The following is a 25988-nucleotide window of genomic DNA, read 5'->3' as shown; positions in this document are numbered from 1 at the left end:
AGGATAGAAGAGGAGGGCTTACTATGACATTTAAATTACCAGCGTTACCGTATGAATATACGGCGCTAGAACCGTATATCGACTCTGAAACGATGCACCGCCACCATGATAAACACCATAAAGCGTATGTGACTAAGTTAAACGCAGCACTTGCTAAACATCCCGACTTAGCGGGAAAATCATTACACGATTTACTAAAACATATTGATGATCTACCCGAGAAGTTACAAGCACCAATCCGTAACAATGCAGGCGGGCACGCTAATCATACCTTATTCTGGCGGATGTTAACGGCGGATGCACCACAAGCGCCAACTGGCGAATTATTGGCACGGATTGAAGCCAGATTTGGCACGTTCAAAATTTTCCAAGAAGAATTTACGGCGGCCGCGATGGGTGTTTTCGGTTCTGGCTGGGTGTGGTTAGTGTTAGATCAAAATCATGAATTACAAATTATGACGACCGCTAATCAAGATTCACCAATCATGACCGGCAACTTGCCAGTATTAGCGCTCGATCTTTGGGAACATGCTTACTATCTGAAATACAAGAACGAACGCTTAGATTACGTCCAGAATTTTTGGAAAATCATCAATTGGCCATTAGTGGCGGAATTGGTTTAATGTTAAACGTGAAACGCCTTTTACCGATTTGGGTAAAGGGCTTTTTTTGACGGACGAATTTACAATTGAAGTGCAACTAACCCAATAAATCGACTTATGTCACAGGTTCTATTGATTTTTTAATTGTTGTTCATAGTTTTTAACACAAATTTTAGTATTATTTGTAGCCAATAACTTCACAATAATTACAAAAGTTACAGTAATAACATTTAAGGAATTACATGGATTAACAACGCTTTAAGCAAAAGTGGCATTGGAAAACCAAGAGAAATAGTAAATATGATAAGGATGCAGAAAAAGAAAACTTGTGCTAAATTTTTTTCAAGATTGTTTTGAAAGACATCATTCAAATCCGCCATTTCTTTAATACTTCAAGTACTTATTATTATAATGTTTCAGGCTTTATTACCAATGAGAATTCCGACTTACTTTTCTTTCACTGGAAGGATAATAAACTACTATTCGTATCATACGAAAATTTTATTTCCCAGTATATTATGCATACTTGCTATTACGGTTTTGAATTTTGGCACATTGAGATTGGAATCAATTTTTAAGAACAATGATTTTCCACTCGCTCTATTATTTAGAAAAGTGATTACAGTTATCAATATTTGGATTCAGTTATTCTCATGGATATTATTATTTTATTTCTTTGATTATATTCAAGCAGGCAGGATTGCTTTTTCAATTATTAATTTTGGTATGTTAACTGCAATCGCAATTAAAATACTAAAGTTCTTTAAAACCTATTTAGCTGGTGATGGTTAATTCTTGAAAAAAATTTTTTTTCAAGTAGAATATTAGGCATGCAGATAAATATAGACGATAATTCATTAGAAAAACAAAGCATCAATATTTTTAAGGCTTTAGCTGATCCGGTTAGACTTGCAATTATTAGTTATTTAAATAATTGTGATCGGGAGATTGCTTGCGGGGAGGTCGGAAAAGCGATTAATATTAGTAAATCTTCGGGATCGTATCACTTTAAATTGTTGCAAGACGCGGGTCTGATAACGGCTAGAAAAGAAGCGCGCGAAAAATATGTACAATTAAACTATCAAACATTTGATAAGTTTGTCATAGGTTTTTTCGATAATATTTAGAAGTACTTAATTTAAATTTTGAGAGCAATTCATTAGTAACCATACTAAGAATTGTTCTTTTTTTGTTGGTTCTATATTGCCATGAAAAATAAAGAGTGGTATTGTTAGATAGTTCAAAAACCTTTGAACTATTTAACAATAAAAAACAGCGCTGATTTTTATTGCAAAAGCAATTCCGATAAGGAGTATACAGAAATGAATAATAGCAAAGTGAATACGACATGGATTTTAGGATTAACATCTTTGGGGTTCTTTATGTCAATGATGGATTCAATGATTGTCACAACGGCCTCAACGGCAATTAGAAATGATTTTAATATTTCTGTCAGCACGCTTCAATGGGCACTAAATGCGTATAATATAACAATTGCCGCAGTTTTATTAGTTGGTGTAGCTCTAGGCGAAAAGTTGGGTAGAAGAAAAGTATATAATTGGGGCATCTCAATTTTTACGATTGGCTCAATATTATGTGGTCTGTCAGGCAGCATTCAATTTTTGATTGTTGCTCGCATTATTCAGGCGATTGGGGCTTCTGTAATGACGCCAATGTCAATGGCAATTTTATCAAATACGTTACCTGTGGCCGAACGTGGGAAAGCGTTAGGAATCTGGAGCGGTATCGGTGGCTTAGCACTAATTGTTGGCCCCTCATTGGGTGGCTTGATTGTCGCCAAACTTGCCTGGCAATGGATTTTTTGGATCAATGTGCCAATTGGCATCGTTGCGGTTTATTTATCGCATAAAATACTTCCGGAAAGTATTGGTAATAAAAATAAAATTAATATTCTTGATGCCATATTAATAATAGTGACTTTTTCAGGAATAATTTGGTCGTTATCAGAAATGACATCAAATTCAATTAGAAGTATTCCCATGATAATCGGCATTATCAGTATTATTTTTGGAATCATTTTTGTGTTTAGACAAAATATTGAAGAGACGCCAATGGTGCCATTAAACTATTTTAAATCAGGAACATTTACTGGGGGAAACATCGCTACTTTTCTTTTATACGCTTCAATGTATGGTGTTGTTTTCTTCCTTCCACAATATTTACAAATTGTAAATCATTCAAACCCGCTCGTAGCAGGGTTACAATTGTTACCTTGGACTGGGACGTTAGTGATTATCGCACCCTTTGCAGGAGCGGCTGTTGATAAATTTGGTGAGCAGTTGATTGCGACTGTCGGTTTAGGATTGCAAGGATTAGGCTATTTATTGATTGTGCTACTTTTAAAACATAATGCCAACTATTACAGCATGATAATGCCGCTTGCTATATCCGGTTGTGGTCTTTCAATGGCGGGCCCAGCATTACAAAAGAGTGTCTTGGGGTCTGTCGATAAAACTGATATTGGTAAAGCATCAGGAATCTATAACGTCTTTAGATTACTCGGTGGCGCGGTTGGTACAGCAATTTCGGTTATTGTATTCTACCGGTTTGGCAGCATTATTAATGCATTGATGGTCACAAATGGTTTTGTTGCGGTGATGTTGTGTTCTGCGATATTATCATTCAGCGGTGTTTTGTTTTCAATAAACTTTAGAATGATGGCTTTTAAATAACACACTAGTCCAATTCGAAGAAGATACGTTATTGACTAACTAGCATATGAAAATAACTGGCACTAATCAGTTATAAAAGTCACTTTATAAAAATTGGTCTGTGTCGTAAATTGAGTCAGTCAGTCAGTCAGTCAGTCAGTCAGTCAGTTGCAATCACTAACTAAATGATTGTTAATTCGCTTTATTTTTATTAAAAATAGTAATTTGGTAGGGTTGATATTCATTTAGGCTGTCAATATGAAGTTCAGATTAACAAGTTTTAAAAATAGAATAGACCAATGATTAAAGGTGGATAGACTGTCAACGTCTTTAATTATATATGTATAATTAATTTGTGATTTTAGATTGCTATTTAAATGAAAATAGTTGTTATTTAATGGTGTAACACGCCTTGAATAGTAACCCTAAAAATTGACTAGTGGAGGATTAATGACGCATGATTAAAAATATTGAAATGGTAAATACAACGATGGTTGGCATCATGCAAAGCTCAAATGCTGGTTCGCCAGTCGTTGACGGTGCATTGAACGCGATGTTATTGAAGCAATTAAAAGACGGATTAGGCCAAGCGATTGTCAAAACGATGACGATTAAGATGGTTGATGTTGACGAATTAAAAGTAGATTCAAATAATGAAACCTTGGTTTTGATCAACAATCGGGTCTTAAAAAGTACCACAGTCCCAGCAGAATTACTGGGAAATCACTATTTAACGTATGATAATGAAGATTTAGAAAAGAATTCGTTTGAAAACTTTATTGAGAATGTTAAGAAAATGTTGTCGTAGGTTCATTGTTCAAGAACAAAAAAATTGCTGATATATAAAAAAGAACGCTATATTTGAACATAGCGTCTCACTGTTTGTAAACCATAAAATAGCTGATTCTTGCGAGATGACGGCTATTTTTTTGTGATCAAAATCAATCAAATATATTAAATTTCTTTCGATTAGCGCGAACGAGCCGCTTATGTTTGTAATAGATCATTAGAAGCACTGCCAGAAGAACGGTGTTAATGATACGGAGAACTAAAGCGATATAAAATCCAACCTCAACCCCCGCATGAACTTGCCAAATCTTCGTAATGAAAGTGAAGTAAAAGAAAAAGACTTCGGATACCCATCCCGTGACAATACTAATCGTAGTGATATTCGTTTTATAACCGATTAAATAAATAAAAAAACTAGCAAGAAAAAGTAAAACGATAATAAGGGCGGAAGTGACTTCAGCAAACAATGCCATAATACTTAAAAACCTCGAAACACCAAAAATAACATACAACTCTAAAACATTAAAAATGGCGACCACAATCATTATTGTCCGTCTGATTAATAACCAACGTCCTGAAATAAATGATTCAGGTGTCAAGTTATCGAATAAGCCTTTAAACATCAGTGAAGACCTCCGGGTTAATAAAATAAATCAATTGTTAAATTATACCATAGTGAAATTTAGGGTTTAATCAGGATGATTTAACGCTGTCTATCTTTTAGAAAATAATCTGTCCGTTTGATTCGGGACAGCACTGCAATAAAACGCTTGCAATCTAATTTTAAACGAGTTATATTTTTGCTATAATTAAATCTATTTTCCAGTTGTTGACATCAATTGAACTCAATATTTTGGCAATATTGAAGGTGGGGGTCGTTATGAAGTGGCTTAAAAATATTTTGGCAGGACTCGTATTGTTGATTGCAACATTGTTATTAACGCAATTTATGAGTGGGAAAGCGACTGAACAATATCTCTACCAAAATACGACGCAGTTAAATGTGGTTTATGACGCCAATCGGTTTGATTATCAAAAATTTATCAAAACCGTAGAAGATTTGAAGAAAAATAATATCACGGTTTCCCAGTATAACTTTACATCTGAAAAAAGTTTGATGATCTATACGAATAATCCCGCGAAGTTTAAGGGCAATCAACGTGGTGAAATGGCGATTAAAACGTATCCCTTCAAAGCAATTAATAATATTGGAATCGGGACGGTTTTTTATATTCGAGGGAATGCCCAAAAAGTAGTGAATGAATTGAGTCAGTTTGGGCAAGTCTCTGCTAGCCCGATGAATCAAGCTAACATTACTAATTTTAGCGTTATGACTCTCGTTGTAGGTTTGTTTTTAATCATCTTATTGGTTATTTTGATTGTCATCTTAATTCAAAACAATAAAAAAATGATTTTAATTCAAAAAACACTGGGTTATGGGGGGCTTGAGTCGCTAAAAGTCTCAATTAACCAGAATAAATGGTTCATCATCAGTTTATTAATGGGTGGCTTGTTGGGAGTCATTACTGGTAGGTTATCTGGGTATCGATTACCACTAAAATTCTATGGTCTATTGTGGCTTGCAATCGGATTGTTGACACTATTGGTTGTCATGTTCCAAGCGAGTCTCTTTTTAATCTATTATCACTTTGTCGGTTTTGAACAACAGCAACAAGCTACTAAAAAAGGCTGGTTGCTCATTTTAATGCTCGTTTTTAGTGTCTTCATCGCACTTTCTTTTCAGATGGTCAATCCAATTGTTACGTCGTTAAATAAAGTTCAGACTGAGCGTCGAGGGATGAAGCAGTGGCAAGCAACTAAAAATTTGTATAAAACGAATGTCACCAATCAATTGAACCGAGATAATCAGTCTGAAGAACAGGCGTATATAAAAAAAGCCGAAGCTTATTACCATCAAATTAGTCGAAAAAAGCGCACATTTATTATGAGTGCTCATAATTTTTCAGTGATGGAGATTGATGCAACCACTAAGTTGCCCGTCTATATTGGCCAGCGAACAATGCCGAATGAAACGTTGGTCGATTATATCACCAATCCGTTTGGTAATTCGGTGATGGCGGATACCAATTATTTAAAACGTCAGAAAATTAAAATTAACGATCCACATTTTTATCAGCATCAGTTTGATGGTGATATTGTATACTTGCTGGTTCCTGAAAAGTATCAACGGTACGATCCAAAAATTATTGAAAATTACACGAGTGATGCAAAAGCGGGAATCAAATATCGACGGGTACCACAATTCAAAATTGTTCATACAGCAAATCAACAAGCTTATTTTACGTACAATGTTGACTTGGGTAATCCAGATAGCGGGAATCAAATAGTGGACCCAATAGTAGTTGTCTTCAATCAACATTTAGTAGATCAACAGACTTTTGGTAACTTAATTACAGTGGATGGGGGCCTTTTCTATCAAACACAAGACGGTGCGCATGCTTTTGACAGTTTATTACCAACCATTAAACAGGTGGGTCTTAGTAATACGCTGAATGCTTCGATTTCTGTTTATCAAGCTCATAGTCAGTATCTAGCCACGTTAAAAGCGACCTTACTTAATGGCGTATTGAACCTGATTTTGTTAATACTTATTGATAGTTTACTCGTCAAAGAGTTAATCACGTTTTTTATTGAACTAAATCAGAAACGCTTAGTGGTTAAATGGGTATTAGGGTATCCAAAAATAGCTTTATTGGTGGATAGTGCATTTTGGCCAATATTGATTATTTTAGGAATTGCTGTGGGGTATCAAATAATCGCTTTTAACATTGCGAATTTTGCGTTAGCGATATTTTTAATCGTGATCAGCTTGTTGCTTTATGAGTACTTGTTAATGCGTCTATTGAGGAGGAATCAGCCATGGTCGAACTAATTGTCGATAAGATTAGTCAAAAGATTGATGGAAAATCAGTTTTAAATCAAATTTCTTTTGAGGTGCATGCTAATGATTTTGTGGTAATCACGGGTAGGAGTGGGTCTGGGAAGACAACGCTCTTAAACGTCATCAGTGGTTTGACACGGCCTGATTCCGGTCAAGTTTATTTAGATGGTCAGTTAATTGGAAAAAATATGCAAAAGATTTGGCGTAATCAAATCGGGTTTATTTTTCAGAATAATTTACTTTTGGAGAAATTAACGGTTAAGCAAAATATCTTAATGGGTGCTAAATTTAATAAGTCTCTATCAGATCAAGAAATCCGCGACTTATTGGCAAAAGTTGGGATGCCAGACGTTGACATCTCGCAGCGTGTCAGTACACTAAGTGGTGGGGAACAGCAACGCGTCGCGCTATTGCGAACGTTAGTCAAAAGGAATGAGCTTGTTTTTGCTGACGAGCCAACTGGTAATTTAGACGATGAAAATGCCAGAAAGTTAGTCGAAATCCTTAAAAACTGGAGTTTGGTAGAACAACATGCGGTCGTCATGGTGACACATAACCTAGCGTTTATCACGTATGCGACAAAGCACGTGGCAATATGATAATGAGCGCATAAATCTATAGAAATAGCCCATTCTCGATGTCGTAAAATACATTGGGAATGGGCATTGTTTTATTTAATTAAATGGGCTAAGTACGTTACTAGTTGGTTCTTACCCTTAGTGTAACTATCCTGTTTCAAAACAACTTAAAGTAGCGCTATTTAAGTCGATTCGAAGTCAGTTAAGGGCCATCAATAAAAGAAGGAACCGACACCCACAGTAAAGAAAACAACAGCAAATAGCAGACTATTTGATAAGGATAACATAATAAAGGGAGAGGTCTGCTTACTACCTTCGACTTTAAGTTTAGTAAAAGTTCGCCAGGTGATTGCTAATTGCCAGATACCGATCAATATGAAAATAATACCAAATATAGCCATAATATGAACATCTCCTTTGTGATTAATATAACATTTATAAAAAGTACTATCAATACTAAAATAATAATATTCATATGGTTTTATAATATATTTTTATTAAATTTTGTGAAATGTTATACTTATTTATAAACCTACTAATATGCTTTACAAACTAGTGGGCTGAACAGGGATTAAGCATCATACAAGCAAAAAAAACAGCCTAATTATAGATTAGGCTGTTTTTTTATTTTATAAATTAATATCTGTTGTAAAATTCAATGGTGACAAACCGGCACTATCCGTAATTAATTTTGCGGTTAGACGTTCCATCTCGTGTTGTGCGAGCGCCGCGGCTTGCGCGGAACCTTTAGTTAGTATGGCTGTTCGTTGGGTTGCGTCGGTCACGTTAGCGACGGCCTGATCGGTTTTAACAATCGTTTGAACCATTAAGCTGTTAATCTGTTTTTGAGTTTGTTCTAAATCTTTGGCGAATTTGGCATAGTGCGCATCGACTAAGATGCCGGCCAATTTGTACGTCCAATAAATTGAATCGGTTGAATAATCTTTGGTGCCTTTTTGGTAATTGACGGGCACGTCATCGGCACCGGCATAGAATGGTACGTAGACACTTTGTGCGGTGACGCCCATCGCTAACCAGTGCAAACCGCTGACATCAACCGGCAAGTTAGGCCGTATTTGTAAGATATGTGATTCTTGCGTTTTAGCTAAACTGACGGGTCGGAAAGCGTGTTTCTCCTGGGGTGTGCCATGGCCGATTGGATCATAAACAGTGCCTTCATAATGCGATCCGAGAATTTTAGCAACATCTTCAACTTGAATGGGAGCATCAGCTTGCCGTAAGAAAGGTAGGTTAAAGTCTTGTGGTGTTTGTTCAACAGAAGGCGTCAACAAGTGTTGGCCGTACCAAACCCGTGGCGTGTTATAGATTAAATCACTTTGATCTTTTGTACCAAAAATATCGCGGAAGTTAAACGGCGTTCCCGGTTGCCATAAATGATTATTGGCAGCAAAGTCTTGAATGCCATCAGAGAACATAAAGTGTTCGGGTTGGTTGAAATCAACGACCTGAATCGCGAGTTGATTGGCGACGACGGCGTAACTATCATCAGGAATCCGTTGGGCCATCCAATGGTGGCCACTGCCGGTTTCTAAATACCAAACTTCATCAGCGTCGGCGAATAAAATCCCATTGCTTTCTGTTGTTCCGTATTGACTAACGATATCACCGAGTCGTTGCACACCTTCGCGCGCGGTTTTGATATAGGGTAAGACAACGGTGATTATTGCTTCTTCAGCAATTCCATTAGTGACGTACGGGTCAAAACCTAAGACACGACTATTGCTATACGCACTTTCGGTACCACTCATTGACACGCCGTATTCATTAATGCCGTCTTCTTCAAACAAACCAAATTCATCAGTCCATTCTGGTGTAGCGGTGTATTTGGCACTTTCGAGTGGGAGATCAATGGTAAAACCCGTGTCTTTGGAAACAAAGTGGGGTGCTTGTTGAACGGTTTGCCGGGGATGAATCGTTAAATGTTTTGGCCAAGCGGCTTGGCTGTCTTCGTTGCGGGCAATCATTGTGGAACCATCCGCAGTGGCTTTTTTACCGACTAGTACGCTGGTACAAGCGGTTAATTGACGATAAAGAGAGGTACTCATAATCATTCCTCCAATTAAATTTAGATTTCTACCTAAGTATAACGCCTTTTACGTGAAAACACAGTAATAACCATTGCTCAAACCGGGAAAAAACGGCATAATAAAAGGAACACAGTAAAAGGAGGCAGACACATGCCATTAGTACACATTGACCTAGTTGCTGGTCGGAGCCAAGCGCAATTGAAACAATTATGCATCGACGTGACCGAAGCAATCTCTAAGAATACCGGTGCGCCTGCAGAACACGTTCACGTGGTCTTAAATGAAATGCAACCCGATCGTTATTCAGTCGGCGGCGTTTTGAAAAGCGACGAAGCTAAATAATGAACTGAAAAGGCAGCCTTTATGGGCTGTTTTTTTAATCTTTTAATACAATGCTTACTTCTCAGTAGATTGTGAGATACTTAGTGTAAATAAAGTGCGAGTTAAGGCAATTAAAATAAGGAGTAAATCAATGAATAATGAGAAGATGGTCATCAATTGGTTGAAGCAATGTCAAGCAACCGGCGTTTTACCTTGGGAGTATGATTTTAAGCAAGAGGTTTTTGGTCAAAAATCTTGGACACTAGTTTTCAATGAGAATCCAGTTAAAAGGGTTTTAGAAAAAGATAGTGGCTTTTACGGTAATCCGAGTTGTGAAACGGAAGATTCGATGTTAGCACAAGCTATCTATCAGATTGTCTGGCAAACCTATAGTAAAAATGTGATTCATGAAGTGCCAGGTGACTGTGGTGCAGATGTCATGAATTCATTTTGGATGTTATTTAAAAATTTTACAGTTAATCAGGGGGGTTCTTTTTTTGAAGCAGCACAAGAAATCTATCCTAGATCTCGGTTCCCCAATAAAGGCGTATTCAGTGATGAGGACGAAAAATCCAGAAGATTATTGGCAGCTTATCAGCTATATGGGGCTAAGAAAGGTGATACTTGGAGTTCACTGATATTAAAAAACTATGAAACTGAATTTAAGGTGCTCGATAATCAAAATTTACAAAAACTTGCAAAACTCTCACATACGATTGGCAATTTTACGCCAACGCCTAAAGGATTTAATTATACTGGGACAAATGAAAGGCATTTAAAACACAACGATTCATACAATACATGGTCTGAAGCCCTGCATAATTTGAAAGACCTTGACGATTGGAAAACGCAGCGCTATCTAGACTGCTCAAGTTGGGCTGAGTATTGTGAGAAGTTCTTAATGGCTGATTATGAAACAGAATATGCTTATGAAAAAAGACCTGAGCAGCAAGATGCATTTTTAGAACAAATTAATCTGGCAATCGAAAATCGAGGTAAGCAGATTATTAAGATACTTTGTGATCAGTTGGGTTACAAATACTTGGAAGCTAACGATTTTTAGAATAGTTATTTAAACCCTAAAGGAGTGAGTCTATGGCAACTTATGTGATTTCTGATGTTCACGGCGAATATCAAAAATTGACCGATATGTTGGTTAAAATTGATTTCAAGGATTCCGATACGCTTTATCTACTGGGCGATATGATTGACCGGGGGAAACAAGGGCTAAAAGTTGTCCAACTTGCCATGCAAATGCCTAATATTGTGACACTCATGGGTAACCATGAATACATGGCAATCAAGCCAATCAATTGGTTATATCGAAATGATATGCAACAATTCGCCAATATGCCAACTGACTTAAAAGAAAACTTTGTTGAATGGTTAAATATCGGCGGTCAGTCAACCATTAATGAGTTTCAAGCAATTAGTCATGCTGAACAAGGCGGCCTTTGCCAATTTCTAAGTCAGTGTTTACCGTCTAAAGAATTAACCGTTAATGGCCGTCAATTCGTGTTAGTACACGCGGGGATCGATCATTTTGCACCGACAAAAGCACTAAGTGATTACCACATGGAAGAATTGATTTTTAATAAACCAGCTTACTACTTAACCTACTTTGACGATCGATATTTGGTGACCGGGCACACGCCGACCAGATATATTATGGAAGAAGAATTAAATCTTGCGCGCGGCGTTGTTGATCGAAGTGGGCACCAATATGATAAAATTGTTAAAATGAACAATCATATTGCAATCGACTGTGGTTGCGGGTACGGCGGGCGACTCGGTGCCATTCGATTAGATGATTTACAAGAATTCTACGTTTAAGAAATAAGTAGTAATCCGCTATATTTGATAATGAGTCAATAAAACCGTGAGGCCTAAAATAATGGCTTGACGGTTTTATTTAATTTGTTTGCAAAAACGTTTACAAGGTGCTATGGTGACGTTGGATAATGTAATCATATCATTAGTAAAGGTGGGATTATGATGAAAACACGTGTTGTACCAGCAATTAGTGAGGTCAATCTCTTGCCAAATTTATTTATCGCGATTAATTATCAAAATGGCATTACTAAGTATGTCCGGAGTACATTTAATCAAAATGAAGTGACTAGTTTACGACAGGGAATCCACAATGGGTTTGGCGCCACGCAACTGACACCGGAGTATTACTGGATTGGCAGTGAGATTAAGATTAATGAGGATAACACTTTTACGGTTAACGGCGAACAGTATGATGGCAATCACCTGTACCGCGAAGGGTTAAATCATTATTAACAGGGCACATATTTCTAATGAAGTCCTTAAAATTCATTAATTAGCGACTAAATCTAAAAGGCCGGTTATCCCGAATTAATGGGATAACCGGCCTTTTAGTATGAATGTGTTAAATACTTTCAGGATCAATTTGTTTGGTTTGATACTCGTAAAGCATAATACCAATCACACCAATTAAAGTACCTAATAGGATTGACAGGATTCGTGAGCGAATGAGGACTAGCCCGGATTCTGGTTTAAGTAATTTAAATAGAATGAGGGCAATTGGTGTTGTAAAGAAATTACCCAATAAATAACTTTTCGGCATTGTAAAGCAGATTAAGCCCATTAAAATAACGGCCAGAACCGATAGAATCAAAACGGAGTCGATGGTTAAATAGATGGCTAGGGAGGCTGTGCAACCGATAATCGCCGCCAATACATAGTGTTGTTGTCGTTGTTTCGCCGTGGCCACATTTTCTGATTGGAGAACGGTGATCGCCGCGACTAACACCCAATAATAATTGGGTAAGTGTAAATTATAGCCACAATAATAGGCGATGAAGGCAAACGAAGCATAGTTTAACGCTTTGATTGTGACTTGGCGATTGTGTGCGAACCAGCGAATGTTGGTTGGATTAATCGGATATTTTTCATAGCGGTGATTTTCAAATAGAATTAACAGTGCTGAAATCAATGTGCCGATTAACGCAAAAACGACTAACATGAAGCGTTGTTTGAATGGTAATGCAGATAAACTGGTCAACATGCCATTAATCATCAGTAGAAAAAAGCCACCGGGTCCGACGTAATGGTTGATGGCCATTAGGTATTGGACGGTAAACGCTAAAACGCCAATCCAAATGAGACCCACCCAAGGGATTGCGGCAAGGATGATGCTGATTAAAAATGAAGTCAGCGCCAGTAGATCGATTAAAATAATTTGGTCGATGGTTTTTTCTTGATTGGCGGGAACGTAATTCATGAGTAGTAAAGCGCCAAAACAAGCCATGACGGATAACCAATTATTGTGAAATAGTTGGCCTAATATCAGTGGGATAGCCATTGAAAGCATTCCCAAAAGGGTGTGAACAGAACGACGTGAACAATTAAACATAGATAGACTCCTAAAAAATCAAATTTTAACAGCCTAACATAAAAATAGGGGGTAGGTCAAGGGCTTTTTGAAACGGTCTGGCTAGTTATTGCTATTGACTTAGGAAATGTTGAGTTGTCATTACTTGGGCGAAAGGTTGCAGAGCGGACAGAAATGCACTTTGGACGTTAGCAGCGGAAACTTCAAGGCCATCATATATTAAATTTTTAGTGGCTGTCGTATCTGCAATCAAAATTGGTTGGTAGCCCAATTCTTGACTGGCACGAGTGGTTGAATCAACACACATATGAGTCATCATACCGGTAATCACTAATTGTGTGACGCCAAGTTCGGTCAGCGTTTGTTGTAGGTTTGTTTGGTAGAAGGAATTGGGATAATGCTTTTCGATGATAACTGAAGTTGGTTGATTGTTTAATGCGGGCTGTAATAAACTACCGGTGGTTCCAATACCAAAGAAGTCCGCATTCGAGTTATTTTTGAGATGTTGTATATAAATGATTGGTAAATGATTCGCTAAAAAATGTTCTTCTAATCGATTGATTTGATGTAATGCTTTTTCAGGTTGGGCAAGTGTCATTTTACCACCTTTAAAGTAATCATTTTGAACATCAATAATTAATAAACCTTGTCGCATAAAGGCCACCTAATTTCGTTATTATTTGATATAGTTGAGTATAACAATCTGCTTTGATTAAGTAGAGTAGCTACTGAAAGGAATAATCTCGATATTCTTTCAAGATGAAAAGGTGACTTTAATGGATAATATTGATCAACAGATTTTAGAAATATTAAACAAAAATAGTAAACTAACGAACAAAGAAATTGGTGCAACCGTCCATTTGACGGGTCAAGCGGTAGGTAGTCGTATTTTAAATTTGCAAGACAAAGGGATTATCAAGAGATTTTGCATCGAAATAAATTATCCGCAAACCCAGTTTGTTCGACTTTTTATGGATTCCAATCAATATGCTAAAATCGAAACTGAAATTAATCGTTATCCTGAGGTAACTGGTTTATATAAAGTCACGGGCCAAGCCTGCTACATGGTTATCGGGCATTTTTCAGAATCGGCTTTGGCGATGTTTATTGAGACCATTTCTAAATGGGCGCGATACAGTGTTGAAACGGTTGTGGCGGATAAAATCAATAAAATGGTTTAAAGTTCTATTTAATCATCCCAGCCAACTAGTGTGACTTTACCAACCATTCGACCGGATTCAACATCGGTATGGGCCTTACGCATTGTTTCAGCATTGATAGGTGAGTATGTTTCTGTTGCAATGGGTGCTAACTTTTGTTGATTGTACAGTTGACTAATATGGTCTAAAATCGTATGTTGACTAACCATGTCAGTCGTTTGGTAGTAAGATTTACTGTACATCCATTCCCAGCTGAAGGTGGCTCGTTTTTTAGTGAGCTGTTGTAAATCAATCAATCGATGATTTTCGGTAGTCGCAGCGATTTGGCCATCAGGTTTAATGAGTGTGGCAATTTCATGCCAATGAGCATCAAGATTGTTTAGATTTAGAATGTAATCAACCTCTTTAAAACCTAATGATTGAACTTGAGAGACTAGATCCTGATGATGATTGACATTGAAATCTGCACCTAATTTTTGAACCCAGTCGATTGAGGTCGGTTTTGAAGCTGTTGCAATCACGGTTAATCCTGCTAGTTTTGCTAATTGAACAGCAATTGAACCGACACCACCGGCACCATTGATAATTAAAATTGTTTTATGACGATTATCAGCAATGGACCAACTAATCCTTAATTTTTCAAAGAGTGATTCGTAAGCTGTTAAACCAACCAGTGGCACTGCAGCAGCCTGCTTATCTGTTAGTTGACTGGGCGCGTGGCCCACCAAGCGTTCATCAACAACTTGAAATTGTGCATCACTACCAGAACGCTTAAAATCACCGGCATACCAAATACGGTCACCTGTTTGAAAGAGCGTACTTTGACTGCCAACAGCTATCACAAGTCCAACGGCATCCCAACCGATTACTTTGGGATGTACCAAGCGATTATGACGGCCATTTTGACGAACAAAAGTATCAACTGGATTAACTGAAACACCAGTCACCTTAATGAGTAAATCATGCGCTTGGGGTTCAGGAATTGTCAGTAGTAGATCTTCGAAACTGTCCCGATTGTTAATTGGTAAATGTTGATAGAAACCAACTGCTTTCATTTTTGTAGTCATTTTGATGCCTCCTAATATAATCTTATCTTAACTGTTTTTAGCACATTGTTAAGACGTGAATTTAAAGACACTAGGTGCAGTTTAATGCACCTATAATCAGATTAGAGATGGTGGTATGATGGTAATAATTATCTGGTTCTAGACAACGGAGGTTCATATGACGAAACTATATGATTGTGATTTAGGCTGTCCTGTTCAAAATACCTTACAATTTATCGCTGGAAAGTGGAAAAGTGTGATTTTATACCATATTTTTCAAAATAACGTGCTCCGTTTTTCTGAACTTCAATCTAAATTGCCATATGTGTCAAAGCGAATGTTGGCGAGACAGTTGGCTGAATTGGAACAAGATGGGATTATTAACAAACGCATCTACCCCGTGGTTCCGGTTAAGACTGAGTATCGTATGACACCGTTTGGTCAAACATTATTGCCAGTAATCACGGCAATGGAACGGTGGGGGAACAATTATACAAAGCAAGTCAGCGCAAATAAAGACTCAATCTGAAATTAAGATTGGGTCTCTATTTGGCTAATTATCAGAACTCTGATTATTCTTTTGGTTGATAATTTTGTATGGTTAAGGGGTTCAAAATATTAATCAGGAGTTGAGTGTGATGCAACAGATTATTCAAACCGATTTCAGTGGGGTTGATGGGCTTCAAATTAAGACCGTTGCCGAAAGCCACTTGACGCCGTTGTCCGTTAAAGTTAACACCAAATACATCCCAGTTTTGCCGTACGATTGGATGACTGAATATGGTCTGTTAAAGACGATTCGACCGGTTAAGTTGCCGATGGTGATTGGCTACGGATTCGGCGGAATCGTCGAATCAACTGGCTTGTTACGCGATCATCAGTTAGTGGGTAAAGCAGTAATTGGGGTCCAACCGACGGGCTCGGCGCAAACCGTGATTAATGCGCAACTGCCCCCCTTACTTTTTGAGGTTCCGCCAAAAGTGGCCTTAAAAGATGCAGTGACTTTAATTGGTGGGGCGGACGCCGCCTTGCACGCTGTTCATTCGATTAAGGCTAATTCAACTGATGTCGTACTAGTGACCGGTGCATCAGGGGGTGTCGGGAAGTATCTGATTCAACTGTTGAAATTAGCCGGCGCAACGGTGATTGCGTTAGCCAATCCAGATAATCGTGTCTTTGTTCAATCGCTAGGGGCGGATGTTGTTTTGAATTATCAAGCGGATTTAGCGGGCCAATTGACTGGAACAATCGTGCCTAATAAAGTGATTGATACGGTTGGCCGCCCAGAATTACTCCAAACAATTACAACCGTTTATGAGCAGTTGACGATTTTTTCGTTATCCTTGACTAACTTTAATCCGCCGAAACCGAACCAAAGTTTTAAGTTTAGTAATGGTTCAATCGGAATTAGTGGGTATCACCAACTGTTGGACTTATTAGCGACTGGTCAGATTCAGGCGCAGATTCAAACTGTTTATCCGTTTGAAGACGTCAAAAAAGCCCATTTAGCTGCTAAAAATGGGCATGCACGTGGGCGAATTCTATTAGCGTTCTAAATCGTGATAGGGTGCTGTCTTGAAAATTGTGCTCAAGGTCTGACTCTGGTTCAGCGCGCGTTGTGCTTCAGGAGACTGTTGATTGGCTGTATAGAGTTGTGCCAATAGAAAAAAGAGGTCAACCAACATGTAATGTGACTTGTGCTGTGTAATCCATTCGACACCCTGATCAATCAAAATAATTGCTTTCGCATCAGCATGTGATTGATGTAAGCGTAAAGCGAATAAGTAATAGAGGCTATTTAGATTTTCATCATATTGTGTGACTGGTTGCTGTTCGAGCGCGGTGAGCGCCAATTCAAAATAAGCCCAACCACTTTCGATTGTCGCCACTGGTTGCGTCGGTTTGGTTTCAAGAAAAGCGATACTGGCTAGAATCAAAATTTCAGTGGGGGTCATCAATGTTTTTTGCGTTGGATGGGTATATTGATAAGCCAGATGTAAATCGCGCAAACTAGCTTGCGTTGCATGTAAGGCCTGTTCCGTCGCGATAGCTTGATAATAGTAATAGGTTTGTAAATCTTGATCAGTGAATAATCGATCAACTAAACCATCTGTTGCTAAATAGGTCAGCATCTCCGCATAATCGTGTTGATCGCACAGGGTTTTAATCGTCACGTTGAAACTTGATAGTGCAGTCACTTCGGGATAGTGACTCAGCATGATCCGATCCATAGAAATATGGAGTTTGGTACAAATTTTGGCGAGCAGGACTGCATTCGGGATGTAACGCCCTTTTTCAAGGCTGCTGATCATCGATTGCGCACAAATATCGGCCGCTAATTGTTGTTGCGACAGATGTTGCTGGTTGCGTTCAGTTGCAATTCGTTGACCGAGTAATTCTGCCATTGTTTGTTCGGATTCAGTTGCCATCTGTATCACGCCTCATCTCAATTTTAATCTAACGGTACCATGTTAATGTCAAAAATGAAAGTAGGTGATGATGATGCCTGTTTTAATCCTGATTTTAGTAGTGATGTTGTTTTTTAAAACGAGTCTCCAACAAATGAGTATTCTGGTATTAGGGGGTCTTGCGGGGCTCTGGTTAATCAGAGCTTTGTTAATTATATTGGTGGTTTTAATTATTAGTGTCGTACTGAAAAAGAAATTCGGCATGCGATAGAGACTCACATGCCGAATTGATTATTTTTAAAATATCACATAAAGAGCGTGTACAGACCAACAATCGCCAAGATGACCCCAATCGAAATCCCTGAATATAATGCGATTGGCATGAATGGTGAGATGTCTTTGTCGGCAGATACTTTTAATTCTTTGAAAGCCCTATAAGTGGCATAAATTTCAAAGAGTCCGACAGCGAGCATAAAAATACTAATAAAGTTGTTCATGATAAATTCCTCCAGTTCAAACATTTTAATAAAGCGTTCCCATGGCGCTGTCTTTAATATAGAGCCACTGTTAGTGATTGTCAACTTTAAATATCCATAATCGCAAATAAATAAAACACTCCTTATGAATTAAATAAGGAGTGTTTTATAGTGTTTGTGTTTAAGCTAAATTAAAATACTGAATCAAGTAATTCGCAACGCCATCTTGTGCGTTGGTCAATGGTGTCACATCGTTGGCGATCGCTTTGATCGGTGCAATCGCATTATGCATGGCGATCCCTAAGCCAGCATAGTCGAGCATTTCTAAATCGTTACTTTCGTCACCGAAGGCCAAAATATCATGTTGATCAATCTGATAATAATCAGCGAGATGGGCAAGGCCCTTAGCTTTTTGGATACCATGGTGGACAATCTCTAAAACGCTGGCGGGACCACCCCAAGTGTTGACGTCGACTTGTGGAAATTGGTCCAGAATCATTTGGCGTAAAGCTACTTGATCACTGCGTTCGACAAAGACCGTAATCGCGGTTGGATCTTGTTGCAATGAATCGCGGGTTAGTAATTCGTCGCGTTTTAGGGTGGCGGGGAAGAACGAAAAAGTATTCGGATAAGCTTGATCTGCGAGAAACATGGTTTTACCTTCAGCGGCAACCATTTGAATTTTGAACTGGTCTTTGAGTTGTAAGAGTGCAAATACGATGTCTTTATTGACGGTGTATTGATATTCGTCGGCCCATTTTTGACCGGGAATGTGAGCGAGTGCCCCGTTGAAGTTGACCATCGGTGAGGTTAAGCCTAATTGTTGATAGAAGTTTTGACTCAACCGGTTAGGCCGGCCAGTGACGATACTGACAATGTGACCAGCAGATTGAAGTTCGGTTAAGGTTTGTGTTGTTTTAGGACTTAATTGTGCGTCCTGATTTAATGTGGTGCCATCTAGGTCCAGTGCGATTAATTTGCGTTGCATATGGCCCTCCTTAAAAAATGTCTATAGCTTATTATTCTAGGGTTTAATTGAACATCTGTCAATCAAACTAAGTTGTATCTACGGGCGCTAACCAGTATAATAAAGCTCATAGAGTGATTGTAGGAGGCAGAATTAATGGCTAATGAACCAATCGATAACGCACAAACAGATACCGCCGTTGAAGAATTGAAGGATCGGATTCTGACGGCGCTTGAAACCGTGATTGATCCGGAACTGGGAATTGATATTGTTAATTTAGGCTTAATTTACGGGTTGAACTTAGATGAGAACGGCCTTTGTACCATTGATATGACGTTAACGACGATGGGTTGCCCTTTAACTGATGTTTTAACGGATTCGATCCATAAGGCTTTGGCAGATGTCCCCGAAGTGAAAGAAGTCAGTGTTAATCTTGTTTGGTATCCAGCTTGGGATACGAGCAAAATGTCACGGTATGCCCGAATTGCGTTAGGCATTCGTTAAGCGGCTTAAGTAAACCTGCTCTTTTTGGAGGAGGTTTTTTCTAATTGAGGTCAGTTTAATCAGGATGGGAACAACTTATGCAAAATTTAACCTATGAACAACAACTAGAACAAAGCCAAGTTTGGTTTCAAACGGTGCCAGCGATTCAAAACCAGATTGACGCGATCCAAGTCAGTTTACAACATTTAAAACAGCGTCAACTACCGCTGCATAATTTGCCGGTGCTGGGAATTGATGAAGCATTATATTTAGAACTGTTATTGCAAGCGGCACAGGGGGCTTGGTCAACGGTGACTGAAGCCCAGTTATTGGCCCGAATTCGCCAAACAGACCATTTATTACGCAATTTTCGGCAATACATTCAAAATCAATTCGGGATGTGGGCCTATGTGACGCAAGATTTAACCCAAACGATGGTCCAACAGTTACCGAATTGGCGGTTTTTAGAGATTATGGCCGGTAATGGCTATATTAGCGCGGGATTGCGCGCTGCTGGCGCTGAAGTGGTCTGTACGGATAGTTTAGCGTGGACGGCTGAAAACGAGACAGGGCGCCAATTGGTGACCACCGTTGAGGCCTTGGATGCGCAACAAGCGATTGCGCAATACGGTTCGTCAGTCGATGCGGTTTTGATGTCATGGTCGCCGAATGGGGTGCCAATTGATAATGTGATCTTAGAACAACTCCGGCAAATGCCAGTACGACCGGTTTTATTATGTCTAGGGGAACGTTTTGGGGCCACGAATAGTACCGAATTTTGGCAGAATGCTCAATACCATAATGATCGACGAATTTCACAGATTAATCGGTATCTACGGCCGTTTGATTTAATGCGCGACCGGTTTTATTGGATTAATTAGGATAGAGGAGGAATCGATTTGCGTTATAAAAAAATCGCACTCGATATATTATTAGTAGTGGTCACCTTGTTAGGCTTGTTAGTCATCAGTCAACGGGCGAAGGCCAACTACAGTCAGCGGTTAAACCACAACAGTTTATCGCAAAAAGCGGTGATTTTTAAACCGAAAACGAATCAAACGATTCAAACCACGTTACAAGCAATTGAGAAGGCTAAATTAACCAATTTCCAAATTCAATTTAACGTTAACCAACGTTTTTCATATATTTATGCGCAAGGCAAGGTGTCATCGGTGCCGATTAAAGAAGGCCGTTTCTTCTCGAGTTATGATTTTAAATCGAGTGTGCCAGTCGTCGTGGTCGGTCAATCGCGCGCGGCTGATTTATACCAACCGACGAGCCAGGCCTACTATCAATATCACAAACAATATTTGTCAGTTATCGGCGTTGTTGGGACCAATCAGGCAACGTCACTTGATCAACACGTCTTTGTTTCGGCGTCACCTAAATACGTGATTAATGATCGGCCGCTCAGTGCGGTCACGGTTTTAGTCGATGATCAACAGATTGGTGCTCATCTTAAAACGTACAAGAAGATTTTCAAGACAACTAAGGTCAGTTATTTAACGCCGAAGAGTACGCCGCTATTAGGTTTAAATTGGTTGAAGAGTAATAGTCCGGTTATTCTAGGGTTGTTGGGCTTAGTCTTAGTATTGTTAATCATCACCCATCTCTTTGCTAAAGTTGTCAATGGGTATCAAACGCAAAAGGGCTTAGATCAAGCCTTGTATCGGCGCTATCGAAGTGGGCAAACTCAATTATTTGCCGCCCATTTATTGGTTAGCACGCTGATTGGTTTTTCGATTGGCGCTTGGTTCTTTTATTTGACCCAGCAAACCGTTATTTTCGGAGGGCTGCTGGTGATTGATTTAATCGCAATCGGTTATTTCTATAGCCGGATGCGGCGTTTGACCAGTCAATAACTTAAAAAGCCAATACTTAATTCTCGATTGAGAATTAAGTATTGGCTTTTTTGATGTTTTATAACGTTAAATGGCGTTCATTTAGATAGTGGCGTAATTCGGGTGATACGATTAGTGGCGCTTGTTTGAGTTCGGTTAGGTTATGCACCCCGAGCATCGCCATAATCGCTTGAATTTGGGCTTGCCACGCTAAAAGCTTTTCAGCCGTTACCGTGGGGCCGTCTTTTAGAATCATGTGCAAGAATTGACCGGAAACCCCGACGGCTGTCGCACCGAGGCGCAACGCTTTAATCACGTCGAGTGGGTTACGAATGCCGCCAGAAGCGAGAATCGTCAGGTCATTTTGAAACCCTTGCGATTCAAAGAGTGATTCAACGGTTGATTGACCCCACCCTTCGAGATAGTCGTAGGCTTTATCGGGGCGGCGTTCATTTTCAATCGTCACGAAGTTGGTACCGCCACGGCCGGAAATATCAATCGCTTGGACCCCGATGGATTGGAGTTGCGCCATCGTTTCAGCGCTCATCCCAAAGCCGACTTCTTTGACGATGACGGGGACCGTCAGTTGGTCGACAATCTCAGCAATTTGATCGAGCCAGTAGAATTGGCGATCACCTTCGGGCATAACGATTTCTTGGGTCGTATTGACGTGGATTTCTAACGCATTGGCATTGGTCATCGCCACAGCTTGTTGGGCTACGGCTAAATCGTTACCAGCACCAATATTACCGAGGACAAAACCTTCCGGATTGTACTCACGAATAATGGTAAACGTATCAACTAAACTCGAATCTTTAACCGCCACGGATTGCGAACCAGTCGCCATCGGTAAACCAGTAATTTGGGCGACTTGGGCGAGCTGGGCGTTAATTTTCTTAGTTTGTTGGCTACCACCGGTCATCCCGTTGATGTAGAAGGGACTGTCCCAGTGATTGGGACCAAACTGCGTACTAATATCAACGTCGGCAATCGCAATTTCTGGTAAGCTTTGGTGAATAAAACGCAGACCGTCGAAATCATTTTGACGCGTTTCTTCATGAAATTTTTCAGCCAAAAAGACGTGTTCATCTTTCCGGTGTGATTGGATGGATTGTTTAGGTCTAACCATTGTTTGAACTCCTAGTCAACGAGATGAACGGCGAGGTTCAATCGTTCAATTTGATTGTCGTGCCATTTTTGGAAAAGGGGGGCAGTTTCGATTGCGCGATCGATAATCACAATCCCGCAATCGCCACCACCAGCGCCAGATGTTTTGGCTGCGCCACCGATTTCTTCGGCAAGTTTCCCCATTTTTTGAAGAATCCGAGTCTCAATCGCCACGTGGCTAAAATTAGCTAACTGTTGTAACAAAACCCGGTTATGGCGTAATTCAGTTTGGATTTTCGTTAAATCTTGTTGGTGGAAACCAGTGATCATTTCGTCTAAACAAGCTTTACTATCGTTTAAGAAGGTTTGGTAGGCCGCTTGTTTTTCAATTTTAGCCAAGGCAATTTTATCGACTAAATGCGAGGTTGAAGCCGGCGAACCCGTCCAACCAATCAGGAGCGATAATTCTGCCGGTGGCGTTAATAATTCGATTGAAAGTGCGGGCCACGGCATTTTTAACAACTCTTTTAACGTCGTGGTTGGTCGAACTTGAGCCAACCATTGTTTATCGAAAGATCGGTAAGCGACCCAGCCACCATAGACGCTAGCTGCAATGTCGCCTAAAGAACCATTGCCTTGGACATCTAAATGGGCGATGGAAGCGAGCTTATAGAGTTCATCGTTGGTTAATTGTAAGTCATAGAACGCGCAGAGTGCTTTAATGGTAGCGACGGTAACGGCAGCCGAACTGCCTAAACCGTATTTTTTACCGTCTTCGGAATCTAAATCGCTGTTGACCCGTAAGTGGTAGACACTCAGTGTTTTCCCAACCTGGCGCGCATATTGTTCGGTTAATTTAATCGCTGATAAAATGTAATGGAAGGGATTATCCCGATTATCAAAAACCATTTCGTCGCCTTGTCGTTGCCAAAATAAAGAATTTTCTTGGTATTGTTTCGAAACAATACTGCCGTATTCATGACTCTCTTCAATTGAAACTGTTACAAATTGATTGAGCGCCACAATAATAGCCGGAAAACCTGTTTCTACTACCGCGTATTCGCCGGCAATGTAGAGTTTTCCGGGTGCTTTAGCCGTTATCAAACCATCAGAACCTTTCACATATCATCTTTAATAGTCATTTTAAGTGTTGCCGCGTGTCATTGTTGAATTGTAATCCCCGGCCCAGGTTTAGCAACTAAGAGCTGTTCGGGTTTAAAATAACGTCCGAGCGCTGTTAGAATCTGGGGGGTTTCTTGGCTGGTACAAATCACTTTTACGTTGGGACCAGCGTCCATAGTATAATAGCAAGAAATACCCTGTTGGCGCAACTGCTGTACGACTTGAATCGCTTGGAGGGTTTCTGGTTCAAAATAAGTGAAAGGCGGTGTCGCACTTAGGGTTGTTGCGTGCATTTGCATCGCGCTTTGTTCGGCCAATTGACCGACTAAATTTATATCTTTCTTAATGATTGCATCGCGCATTTTCGGCATCGCGGTTTCAGCCGTTTCGACCCAACTAGGGTAGTAGGGCGAGGTTGCAACGACATTGGCCATCCCAGCGCGACTGGCAACGGCTTTTTCACGGTCATTTAAGACAATCGCGATCATTTGAATGTCCCAATCAACCGTTTCTTGTAACGGGACGGCAAAAGAATCGGTATCGTTGGTGCCCCGTTGCCATTCGACAAAGCCGCCGTAAATTGAACGGGTCGCTGAACCAGAACCGCGACGAGCGAGTCGGGAAAGTGCGCGCCGGTCTAAATCGAGACCAGCCGCTTTGCTAGCGGCCGCGGCTAGTGCGGCGTAACCGGAAGCAGAAGACGCTAAGCCGGCCGCATTCGGGACGTGATTGATGGTTTCAATTCGTGCGTGTAAGTCGAAATGGGCTTGTTGGCGAATTAAATCGAGAAACTGGCTCATCTTAGTGTTGGTGGCCGCATCTGCAGGTGCTTGATTGAACAGGATTTGATCGGCTGTCAATTCAGTAGAGAAAGTGACCGTTGTATCCGTATAGAAATGGTCGAGGGTCATCGAAAGACTGCTGTTGTACGGAATAATCAGTTCCGGATTTTGTTTACCCCAATATTTAATTAACGCAATGTTTGTATGTGCTCTGGCAGTGGCTGATTGCCCCATAAGTGTTTACCCCAATTATTGTTAAGTTAGTTTTGTAAATCTGGTAGTGCTTGAATCCAAGTTTGAATAGCGCCAGCGTTCGTTAAGGTTTGTGCTAAGTGGTTAGCCGCTTCTTGAGTGTCCGCTAAGGCAATGATGCAGCCGCCACGACCACCACCGGTTAATTTAGTGCCGAGACTGCCAGCTTGATTGGCAATTGTGATTAAGCGGTCCAGTCGTTGATTACTAACACCGAGCGTTCGTAAATCAGTTTGCGCAGCGGTCAGATTTTGACCTAATTCACTGAGCTGATTATGCGCAATGTTGGCGGCAACGGCCGTCGTTAGTTGGCCAAGATGGTCAATCACTGGTTGCGTTTGGGCTGGATTACCTAATAAGCGGTTCTGGACGCTTTGAACGGCCGTCCCCGTTTGGCCTTTTTGACCACTGTCAGCGATTACCAGGTAACCATTTAAGTTGATGGGTAACGGCTGCGGTTGTTGGCCTTTAACGTACCATAGTGGCGTGGTGGCGCCAGTGGTGGCCGCGTCGATGCCACTTGGATTACCGTGAATCATATTTTCAGAAAGGGTCGCCAATTTTAGAAGTTGCTGATGATCGATTGGCCGGTTAAAACAATCGGCCAATCCGCGAATAATGGCAATCGCCGTTGCGGCCGAGGAGCCCATCCCGCGTTCGGGGGGCAGTTGACTATCAATCGTTAATTGAAACGGGACTTGGCGATCGTTGAATCGTTGCCAGAGTTGCTCAATTAAGTATTGAATGCCTTTCATCTGACCGAAAGCTTGGCTGAGTGGGCCCGTATAATAGGCACTTTGAATTTGGGGTTCAGCCAATCGTTCGTCGACGGTCACCGTGACTTTTGCTTGGACCGCAAAAATGGGCAGTGCGATGGCTGGCTGACCGTAAACGACGGCGTGTTCACCGATTAAAATAATTTTAGCGTGACTTAAGCCCACACCAGTTTGCATAAATATCACCTATCGTATTGAATTGACGAATCTAATCGTTACTTTACTACTATACTGCAAATTATAGAAGACGGCTACTGGCTGTTTGAAAATGACATAATGTGACTCCTATGTATGG

At 40.1% G+C, this 25988-nt stretch carries 28 protein-coding genes; 16 read left to right on the top strand and 12 right to left on the bottom strand.

Annotated features, from left to right (window positions below; all coding sequences use genetic code 11):
• The first annotated feature begins 23 nt into the window (after nt 1-23).
• The 4 genes from ACVPPQ_RS10180 (at nt 24) to ACVPPQ_RS10165 (ending at nt 4082) form a co-directional block, all read left to right on the top strand.
• Nucleotides 24-623 carry a superoxide dismutase gene (locus tag ACVPPQ_RS10180; protein ID WP_463494476.1) on the top strand — a complete coding sequence of 200 codons (600 nt, stop codon included), beginning with the start codon at nt 24-26 and terminating at the stop codon, nt 621-623.
• 809 nt (nt 624-1432) lie between these two features.
• Nucleotides 1433-1729 (top strand): ArsR/SmtB family transcription factor, encoded by a 297-nt coding sequence (locus tag ACVPPQ_RS10175; protein WP_463494474.1) that lies wholly within the window; start codon nt 1433-1435, stop codon nt 1727-1729.
• A 195-nt stretch (nt 1730-1924) separates the two neighbouring features.
• Nucleotides 1925-3295, top strand: coding sequence for an MFS transporter (locus ACVPPQ_RS10170; RefSeq protein WP_463496364.1), 1371 nt, complete (start codon nt 1925-1927; stop codon nt 3293-3295).
• A gap of 436 nt (nt 3296-3731) precedes the next feature.
• Entirely contained in the window at nt 3732-4082 is a 351-nt protein-coding gene (locus ACVPPQ_RS10165; RefSeq protein ID WP_463494472.1) for a hypothetical protein, read from the top strand.
• A 133-nt stretch (nt 4083-4215) separates the two neighbouring features.
• Here ACVPPQ_RS10165 and ACVPPQ_RS10160 read toward each other — a convergent pair whose 3' ends face one another.
• Entirely contained in the window at nt 4216-4686 is a 471-nt protein-coding gene (locus ACVPPQ_RS10160; RefSeq protein ID WP_463494470.1) for a hypothetical protein, read from the bottom strand.
• Nucleotides 4687-4943: 257 nt separating this feature from the next.
• Here ACVPPQ_RS10160 and ACVPPQ_RS10155 point away from each other — a divergent pair, with 257 nt between their 5' ends.
• Both ACVPPQ_RS10155 and ACVPPQ_RS10150 read left to right on the top strand, forming a co-directional pair.
• On the top strand, nt 4944-6956 hold the full coding sequence (locus ACVPPQ_RS10155) for a hypothetical protein (protein WP_463494468.1): 2013 nt from the start codon (nt 4944-4946) through the stop codon (nt 6954-6956).
• Entirely contained in the window at nt 6944-7564 is a 621-nt protein-coding gene (locus tag ACVPPQ_RS10150; protein WP_463494466.1) for an ABC transporter ATP-binding protein, read from the top strand. Before ACVPPQ_RS10155 ends, ACVPPQ_RS10150 begins: the two co-directional genes overlap by 13 nt.
• 608 nt (nt 7565-8172) lie before the next feature.
• Here ACVPPQ_RS10150 and ACVPPQ_RS10145 read toward each other — a convergent pair.
• Nucleotides 8173-9609: a C69 family dipeptidase gene (locus tag ACVPPQ_RS10145; RefSeq protein WP_463494464.1), complete on the bottom strand. Its 1437-nt coding sequence runs from the start codon at nt 9607-9609 to the stop codon at nt 8173-8175.
• A gap of 132 nt (nt 9610-9741) precedes the next feature.
• Between ACVPPQ_RS10145 and ACVPPQ_RS10140 the strand changes: the two genes are divergently transcribed.
• The 4 genes from ACVPPQ_RS10140 to ACVPPQ_RS10125 all read left to right on the top strand — a co-directional run bounded on the left by ACVPPQ_RS10140 (nt 9742) and on the right by ACVPPQ_RS10125 (nt 12198).
• Entirely contained in the window at nt 9742-9933 is a 192-nt protein-coding gene (locus ACVPPQ_RS10140) for a 2-hydroxymuconate tautomerase (RefSeq protein ID WP_025084036.1), read from the top strand.
• Between the two features lie 130 nt (nt 9934-10063).
• Complete coding sequence (locus ACVPPQ_RS10135; RefSeq protein ID WP_463494461.1) at nt 10064-10975, top strand: hypothetical protein; 912 nt, start codon at nt 10064-10066, stop codon at nt 10973-10975.
• A 32-nt stretch (nt 10976-11007) separates the two neighbouring features.
• Nucleotides 11008-11745, top strand: coding sequence for a metallophosphoesterase (locus ACVPPQ_RS10130; RefSeq protein ID WP_463494459.1), 738 nt, complete (start codon nt 11008-11010; stop codon nt 11743-11745).
• Nucleotides 11746-11907: 162 nt separating this feature from the next.
• Nucleotides 11908-12198 carry a hypothetical protein gene (locus ACVPPQ_RS10125; RefSeq protein ID WP_413476212.1) on the top strand — a complete coding sequence of 97 codons (291 nt, stop codon included), beginning with the start codon at nt 11908-11910 and terminating at the stop codon, nt 12196-12198.
• 109 nt (nt 12199-12307) lie between these two features.
• Here ACVPPQ_RS10125 and ACVPPQ_RS10120 read toward each other — a convergent pair whose 3' ends face one another.
• Nucleotides 12308-13294, bottom strand: a complete 987-nt coding sequence (locus tag ACVPPQ_RS10120; RefSeq protein ID WP_463494456.1) for an FUSC family protein — start codon at nt 13292-13294, stop codon at nt 12308-12310.
• A 91-nt stretch (nt 13295-13385) separates the two neighbouring features.
• Nucleotides 13386-13928, bottom strand: a complete 543-nt coding sequence (locus ACVPPQ_RS10115) for a cysteine hydrolase family protein (protein WP_463494454.1) — start codon at nt 13926-13928, stop codon at nt 13386-13388.
• A 121-nt stretch (nt 13929-14049) separates the two neighbouring features.
• Between ACVPPQ_RS10115 and ACVPPQ_RS10110 the strand changes: the two genes are divergently transcribed.
• Nucleotides 14050-14454: an Lrp/AsnC family transcriptional regulator gene (locus ACVPPQ_RS10110; protein WP_463494452.1), complete on the top strand. Its 405-nt coding sequence runs from the start codon at nt 14050-14052 to the stop codon at nt 14452-14454.
• Between the two features lie 8 nt (nt 14455-14462).
• Here the strand turns inward: ACVPPQ_RS10110 and ACVPPQ_RS10105 are convergent, their stop codons facing one another.
• Nucleotides 14463-15488: a zinc-binding alcohol dehydrogenase family protein gene (locus ACVPPQ_RS10105; RefSeq protein ID WP_463496363.1), complete on the bottom strand. Its 1026-nt coding sequence runs from the start codon at nt 15486-15488 to the stop codon at nt 14463-14465.
• A 169-nt stretch (nt 15489-15657) separates the two neighbouring features.
• Here ACVPPQ_RS10105 and ACVPPQ_RS10100 point away from each other — a divergent pair, with 169 nt between their 5' ends.
• Together ACVPPQ_RS10100 and ACVPPQ_RS10095 are read left to right on the top strand one after the other, a co-directional pair.
• The gene (locus ACVPPQ_RS10100; RefSeq protein WP_463494448.1) at nt 15658-16008 is read left to right on the top strand and encodes a winged helix-turn-helix transcriptional regulator; all 351 of its coding nucleotides are present in this window, start codon (nt 15658-15660) and stop codon (nt 16006-16008) included.
• 109 nt (nt 16009-16117) lie between these two features.
• The gene (locus tag ACVPPQ_RS10095) at nt 16118-17035 is read left to right on the top strand and encodes a zinc-binding dehydrogenase (protein WP_463494446.1); all 918 of its coding nucleotides are present in this window, start codon (nt 16118-16120) and stop codon (nt 17033-17035) included.
• On the opposite strand, the gene ACVPPQ_RS10090 is transcribed toward ACVPPQ_RS10095, so the two are convergent.
• The 3 genes from ACVPPQ_RS10090 to ACVPPQ_RS10080 all read right to left on the bottom strand — a co-directional run bounded on the left by ACVPPQ_RS10090 (nt 17024) and on the right by ACVPPQ_RS10080 (nt 19351).
• The gene (locus ACVPPQ_RS10090) at nt 17024-17908 is read right to left on the bottom strand and encodes a helix-turn-helix domain-containing protein (protein ID WP_463494444.1); all 885 of its coding nucleotides are present in this window, start codon (nt 17906-17908) and stop codon (nt 17024-17026) included. The two genes, ACVPPQ_RS10095 and ACVPPQ_RS10090, sit on opposite strands and share 12 nt — an antisense overlap.
• A 284-nt stretch (nt 17909-18192) precedes the next feature.
• Nucleotides 18193-18384 (bottom strand): hypothetical protein, encoded by a 192-nt coding sequence (locus tag ACVPPQ_RS10085; protein ID WP_463494442.1) that lies wholly within the window; start codon nt 18382-18384, stop codon nt 18193-18195.
• A gap of 160 nt (nt 18385-18544) precedes the next feature.
• Nucleotides 18545-19351, bottom strand: coding sequence for a Cof-type HAD-IIB family hydrolase (locus ACVPPQ_RS10080; protein ID WP_463494440.1), 807 nt, complete (start codon nt 19349-19351; stop codon nt 18545-18547).
• 135 nt (nt 19352-19486) lie between these two features.
• Between ACVPPQ_RS10080 and ACVPPQ_RS10075 the strand changes: the two genes are divergently transcribed.
• The 3 genes from ACVPPQ_RS10075 (at nt 19487) to ACVPPQ_RS10065 (ending at nt 21675) form a co-directional block, all read left to right on the top strand.
• A complete protein-coding gene (locus ACVPPQ_RS10075; RefSeq protein ID WP_025082550.1) occupies nt 19487-19834 on the top strand; it encodes a metal-sulfur cluster assembly factor in 348 nt (115 codons plus the stop codon).
• A gap of 77 nt (nt 19835-19911) precedes the next feature.
• Nucleotides 19912-20694, top strand: coding sequence for a class I SAM-dependent methyltransferase (locus tag ACVPPQ_RS10070; protein ID WP_463494438.1), 783 nt, complete (start codon nt 19912-19914; stop codon nt 20692-20694).
• Nucleotides 20695-20712: 18 nt separating this feature from the next.
• Nucleotides 20713-21675 (top strand): ABC transporter permease, encoded by a 963-nt coding sequence (locus ACVPPQ_RS10065; RefSeq protein ID WP_463494436.1) that lies wholly within the window; start codon nt 20713-20715, stop codon nt 21673-21675.
• Between the two features lie 58 nt (nt 21676-21733).
• On the opposite strand, the gene fni is transcribed toward ACVPPQ_RS10065, so the two are convergent.
• From fni to mvk, 4 genes are read right to left on the bottom strand one after another with little or no spacing between them, the layout of a single operon-like run.
• Nucleotides 21734-22783: a type 2 isopentenyl-diphosphate Delta-isomerase gene (fni, locus tag ACVPPQ_RS10060; RefSeq protein WP_463494434.1), complete on the bottom strand. Its 1050-nt coding sequence runs from the start codon at nt 22781-22783 to the stop codon at nt 21734-21736.
• Nucleotides 22784-22794: 11 nt separating this feature from the next.
• Nucleotides 22795-23865 carry a phosphomevalonate kinase gene (locus tag ACVPPQ_RS10055; RefSeq protein ID WP_463496362.1) on the bottom strand — a complete coding sequence of 357 codons (1071 nt, stop codon included), beginning with the start codon at nt 23863-23865 and terminating at the stop codon, nt 22795-22797.
• Nucleotides 23866-23921: 56 nt separating this feature from the next.
• Complete coding sequence (gene mvaD / locus ACVPPQ_RS10050) at nt 23922-24899, bottom strand: diphosphomevalonate decarboxylase (protein ID WP_463494432.1); 978 nt, start codon at nt 24897-24899, stop codon at nt 23922-23924.
• Between the two features lie 26 nt (nt 24900-24925).
• Entirely contained in the window at nt 24926-25870 is a 945-nt protein-coding gene (mvk, locus tag ACVPPQ_RS10045) for a mevalonate kinase (protein WP_463494430.1), read from the bottom strand.
• Nucleotides 25871-25988 lie beyond the last annotated feature (118 nt).

The organism is Latilactobacillus parafuchuensis (assembly GCF_055271665.1).
Note: the sequence above shows the minus strand (reverse complement) of the source record. Positions and strands in the feature narration are given on the sequence as shown.

Excerpts from the sequence above, each read along its gene's own strand:
- ACVPPQ_RS10125 (WP_413476212.1), top strand. The coding sequence starts at position 11,908 with ATGAAAACACGTGTTGTACCAGCAATTAGTGAGGTCAATCTCTTGCCA.
- ACVPPQ_RS10180 (WP_463494476.1), top strand. The coding sequence starts at position 24 with ATGACATTTAAATTACCAGCGTTACCGTATGAATATACGGCGCTAGAA.
- ACVPPQ_RS10165 (WP_463494472.1), top strand. The coding sequence starts at position 3,732 with ATGATTAAAAATATTGAAATGGTAAATACAACGATGGTTGGCATCATG.
- ACVPPQ_RS10080 (WP_463494440.1), bottom strand. The coding sequence starts at position 19,351 with ATGCAACGCAAATTAATCGCACTGGACCTAGATGGCACCACATTAAAT.
- ACVPPQ_RS10145 (WP_463494464.1), bottom strand. The coding sequence starts at position 9,609 with ATGAGTACCTCTCTTTATCGTCAATTAACCGCTTGTACCAGCGTACTA.
- ACVPPQ_RS10085 (WP_463494442.1), bottom strand. The coding sequence starts at position 18,384 with ATGAACAACTTTATTAGTATTTTTATGCTCGCTGTCGGACTCTTTGAA.
- ACVPPQ_RS10175 (WP_463494474.1), top strand. The coding sequence starts at position 1,433 with ATGCAGATAAATATAGACGATAATTCATTAGAAAAACAAAGCATCAAT.
- ACVPPQ_RS10170 (WP_463496364.1), top strand. The coding sequence starts at position 1,925 with ATGAATAATAGCAAAGTGAATACGACATGGATTTTAGGATTAACATCT.
- ACVPPQ_RS10135 (WP_463494461.1), top strand. The coding sequence starts at position 10,064 with ATGAATAATGAGAAGATGGTCATCAATTGGTTGAAGCAATGTCAAGCA.
- mvaD (WP_463494432.1), bottom strand. The coding sequence starts at position 24,899 with ATGGGGCAATCAGCCACTGCCAGAGCACATACAAACATTGCGTTAATT.
- ACVPPQ_RS10155 (WP_463494468.1), top strand. The coding sequence starts at position 4,944 with ATGAAGTGGCTTAAAAATATTTTGGCAGGACTCGTATTGTTGATTGCA.
- ACVPPQ_RS10115 (WP_463494454.1), bottom strand. The coding sequence starts at position 13,928 with ATGCGACAAGGTTTATTAATTATTGATGTTCAAAATGATTACTTTAAA.
- fni (WP_463494434.1), bottom strand. The coding sequence starts at position 22,783 with ATGGTTAGACCTAAACAATCCATCCAATCACACCGGAAAGATGAACAC.
- ACVPPQ_RS10120 (WP_463494456.1), bottom strand. The coding sequence starts at position 13,294 with ATGTTTAATTGTTCACGTCGTTCTGTTCACACCCTTTTGGGAATGCTT.
- ACVPPQ_RS10160 (WP_463494470.1), bottom strand. The coding sequence starts at position 4,686 with ATGTTTAAAGGCTTATTCGATAACTTGACACCTGAATCATTTATTTCA.
- ACVPPQ_RS10075 (WP_025082550.1), top strand. The coding sequence starts at position 19,487 with ATGGCTAATGAACCAATCGATAACGCACAAACAGATACCGCCGTTGAA.
- ACVPPQ_RS10095 (WP_463494446.1), top strand. The coding sequence starts at position 16,118 with ATGCAACAGATTATTCAAACCGATTTCAGTGGGGTTGATGGGCTTCAA.
- ACVPPQ_RS10130 (WP_463494459.1), top strand. The coding sequence starts at position 11,008 with ATGGCAACTTATGTGATTTCTGATGTTCACGGCGAATATCAAAAATTG.
- ACVPPQ_RS10070 (WP_463494438.1), top strand. The coding sequence starts at position 19,912 with ATGCAAAATTTAACCTATGAACAACAACTAGAACAAAGCCAAGTTTGG.
- ACVPPQ_RS10105 (WP_463496363.1), bottom strand. The coding sequence starts at position 15,488 with ATGAAAGCAGTTGGTTTCTATCAACATTTACCAATTAACAATCGGGAC.
- ACVPPQ_RS10110 (WP_463494452.1), top strand. The coding sequence starts at position 14,050 with ATGGATAATATTGATCAACAGATTTTAGAAATATTAAACAAAAATAGT.
- ACVPPQ_RS10140 (WP_025084036.1), top strand. The coding sequence starts at position 9,742 with ATGCCATTAGTACACATTGACCTAGTTGCTGGTCGGAGCCAAGCGCAA.
- ACVPPQ_RS10150 (WP_463494466.1), top strand. The coding sequence starts at position 6,944 with ATGGTCGAACTAATTGTCGATAAGATTAGTCAAAAGATTGATGGAAAA.
- mvk (WP_463494430.1), bottom strand. The coding sequence starts at position 25,870 with ATGCAAACTGGTGTGGGCTTAAGTCACGCTAAAATTATTTTAATCGGT.
- ACVPPQ_RS10090 (WP_463494444.1), bottom strand. The coding sequence starts at position 17,908 with ATGGCAACTGAATCCGAACAAACAATGGCAGAATTACTCGGTCAACGA.
- ACVPPQ_RS10100 (WP_463494448.1), top strand. The coding sequence starts at position 15,658 with ATGACGAAACTATATGATTGTGATTTAGGCTGTCCTGTTCAAAATACC.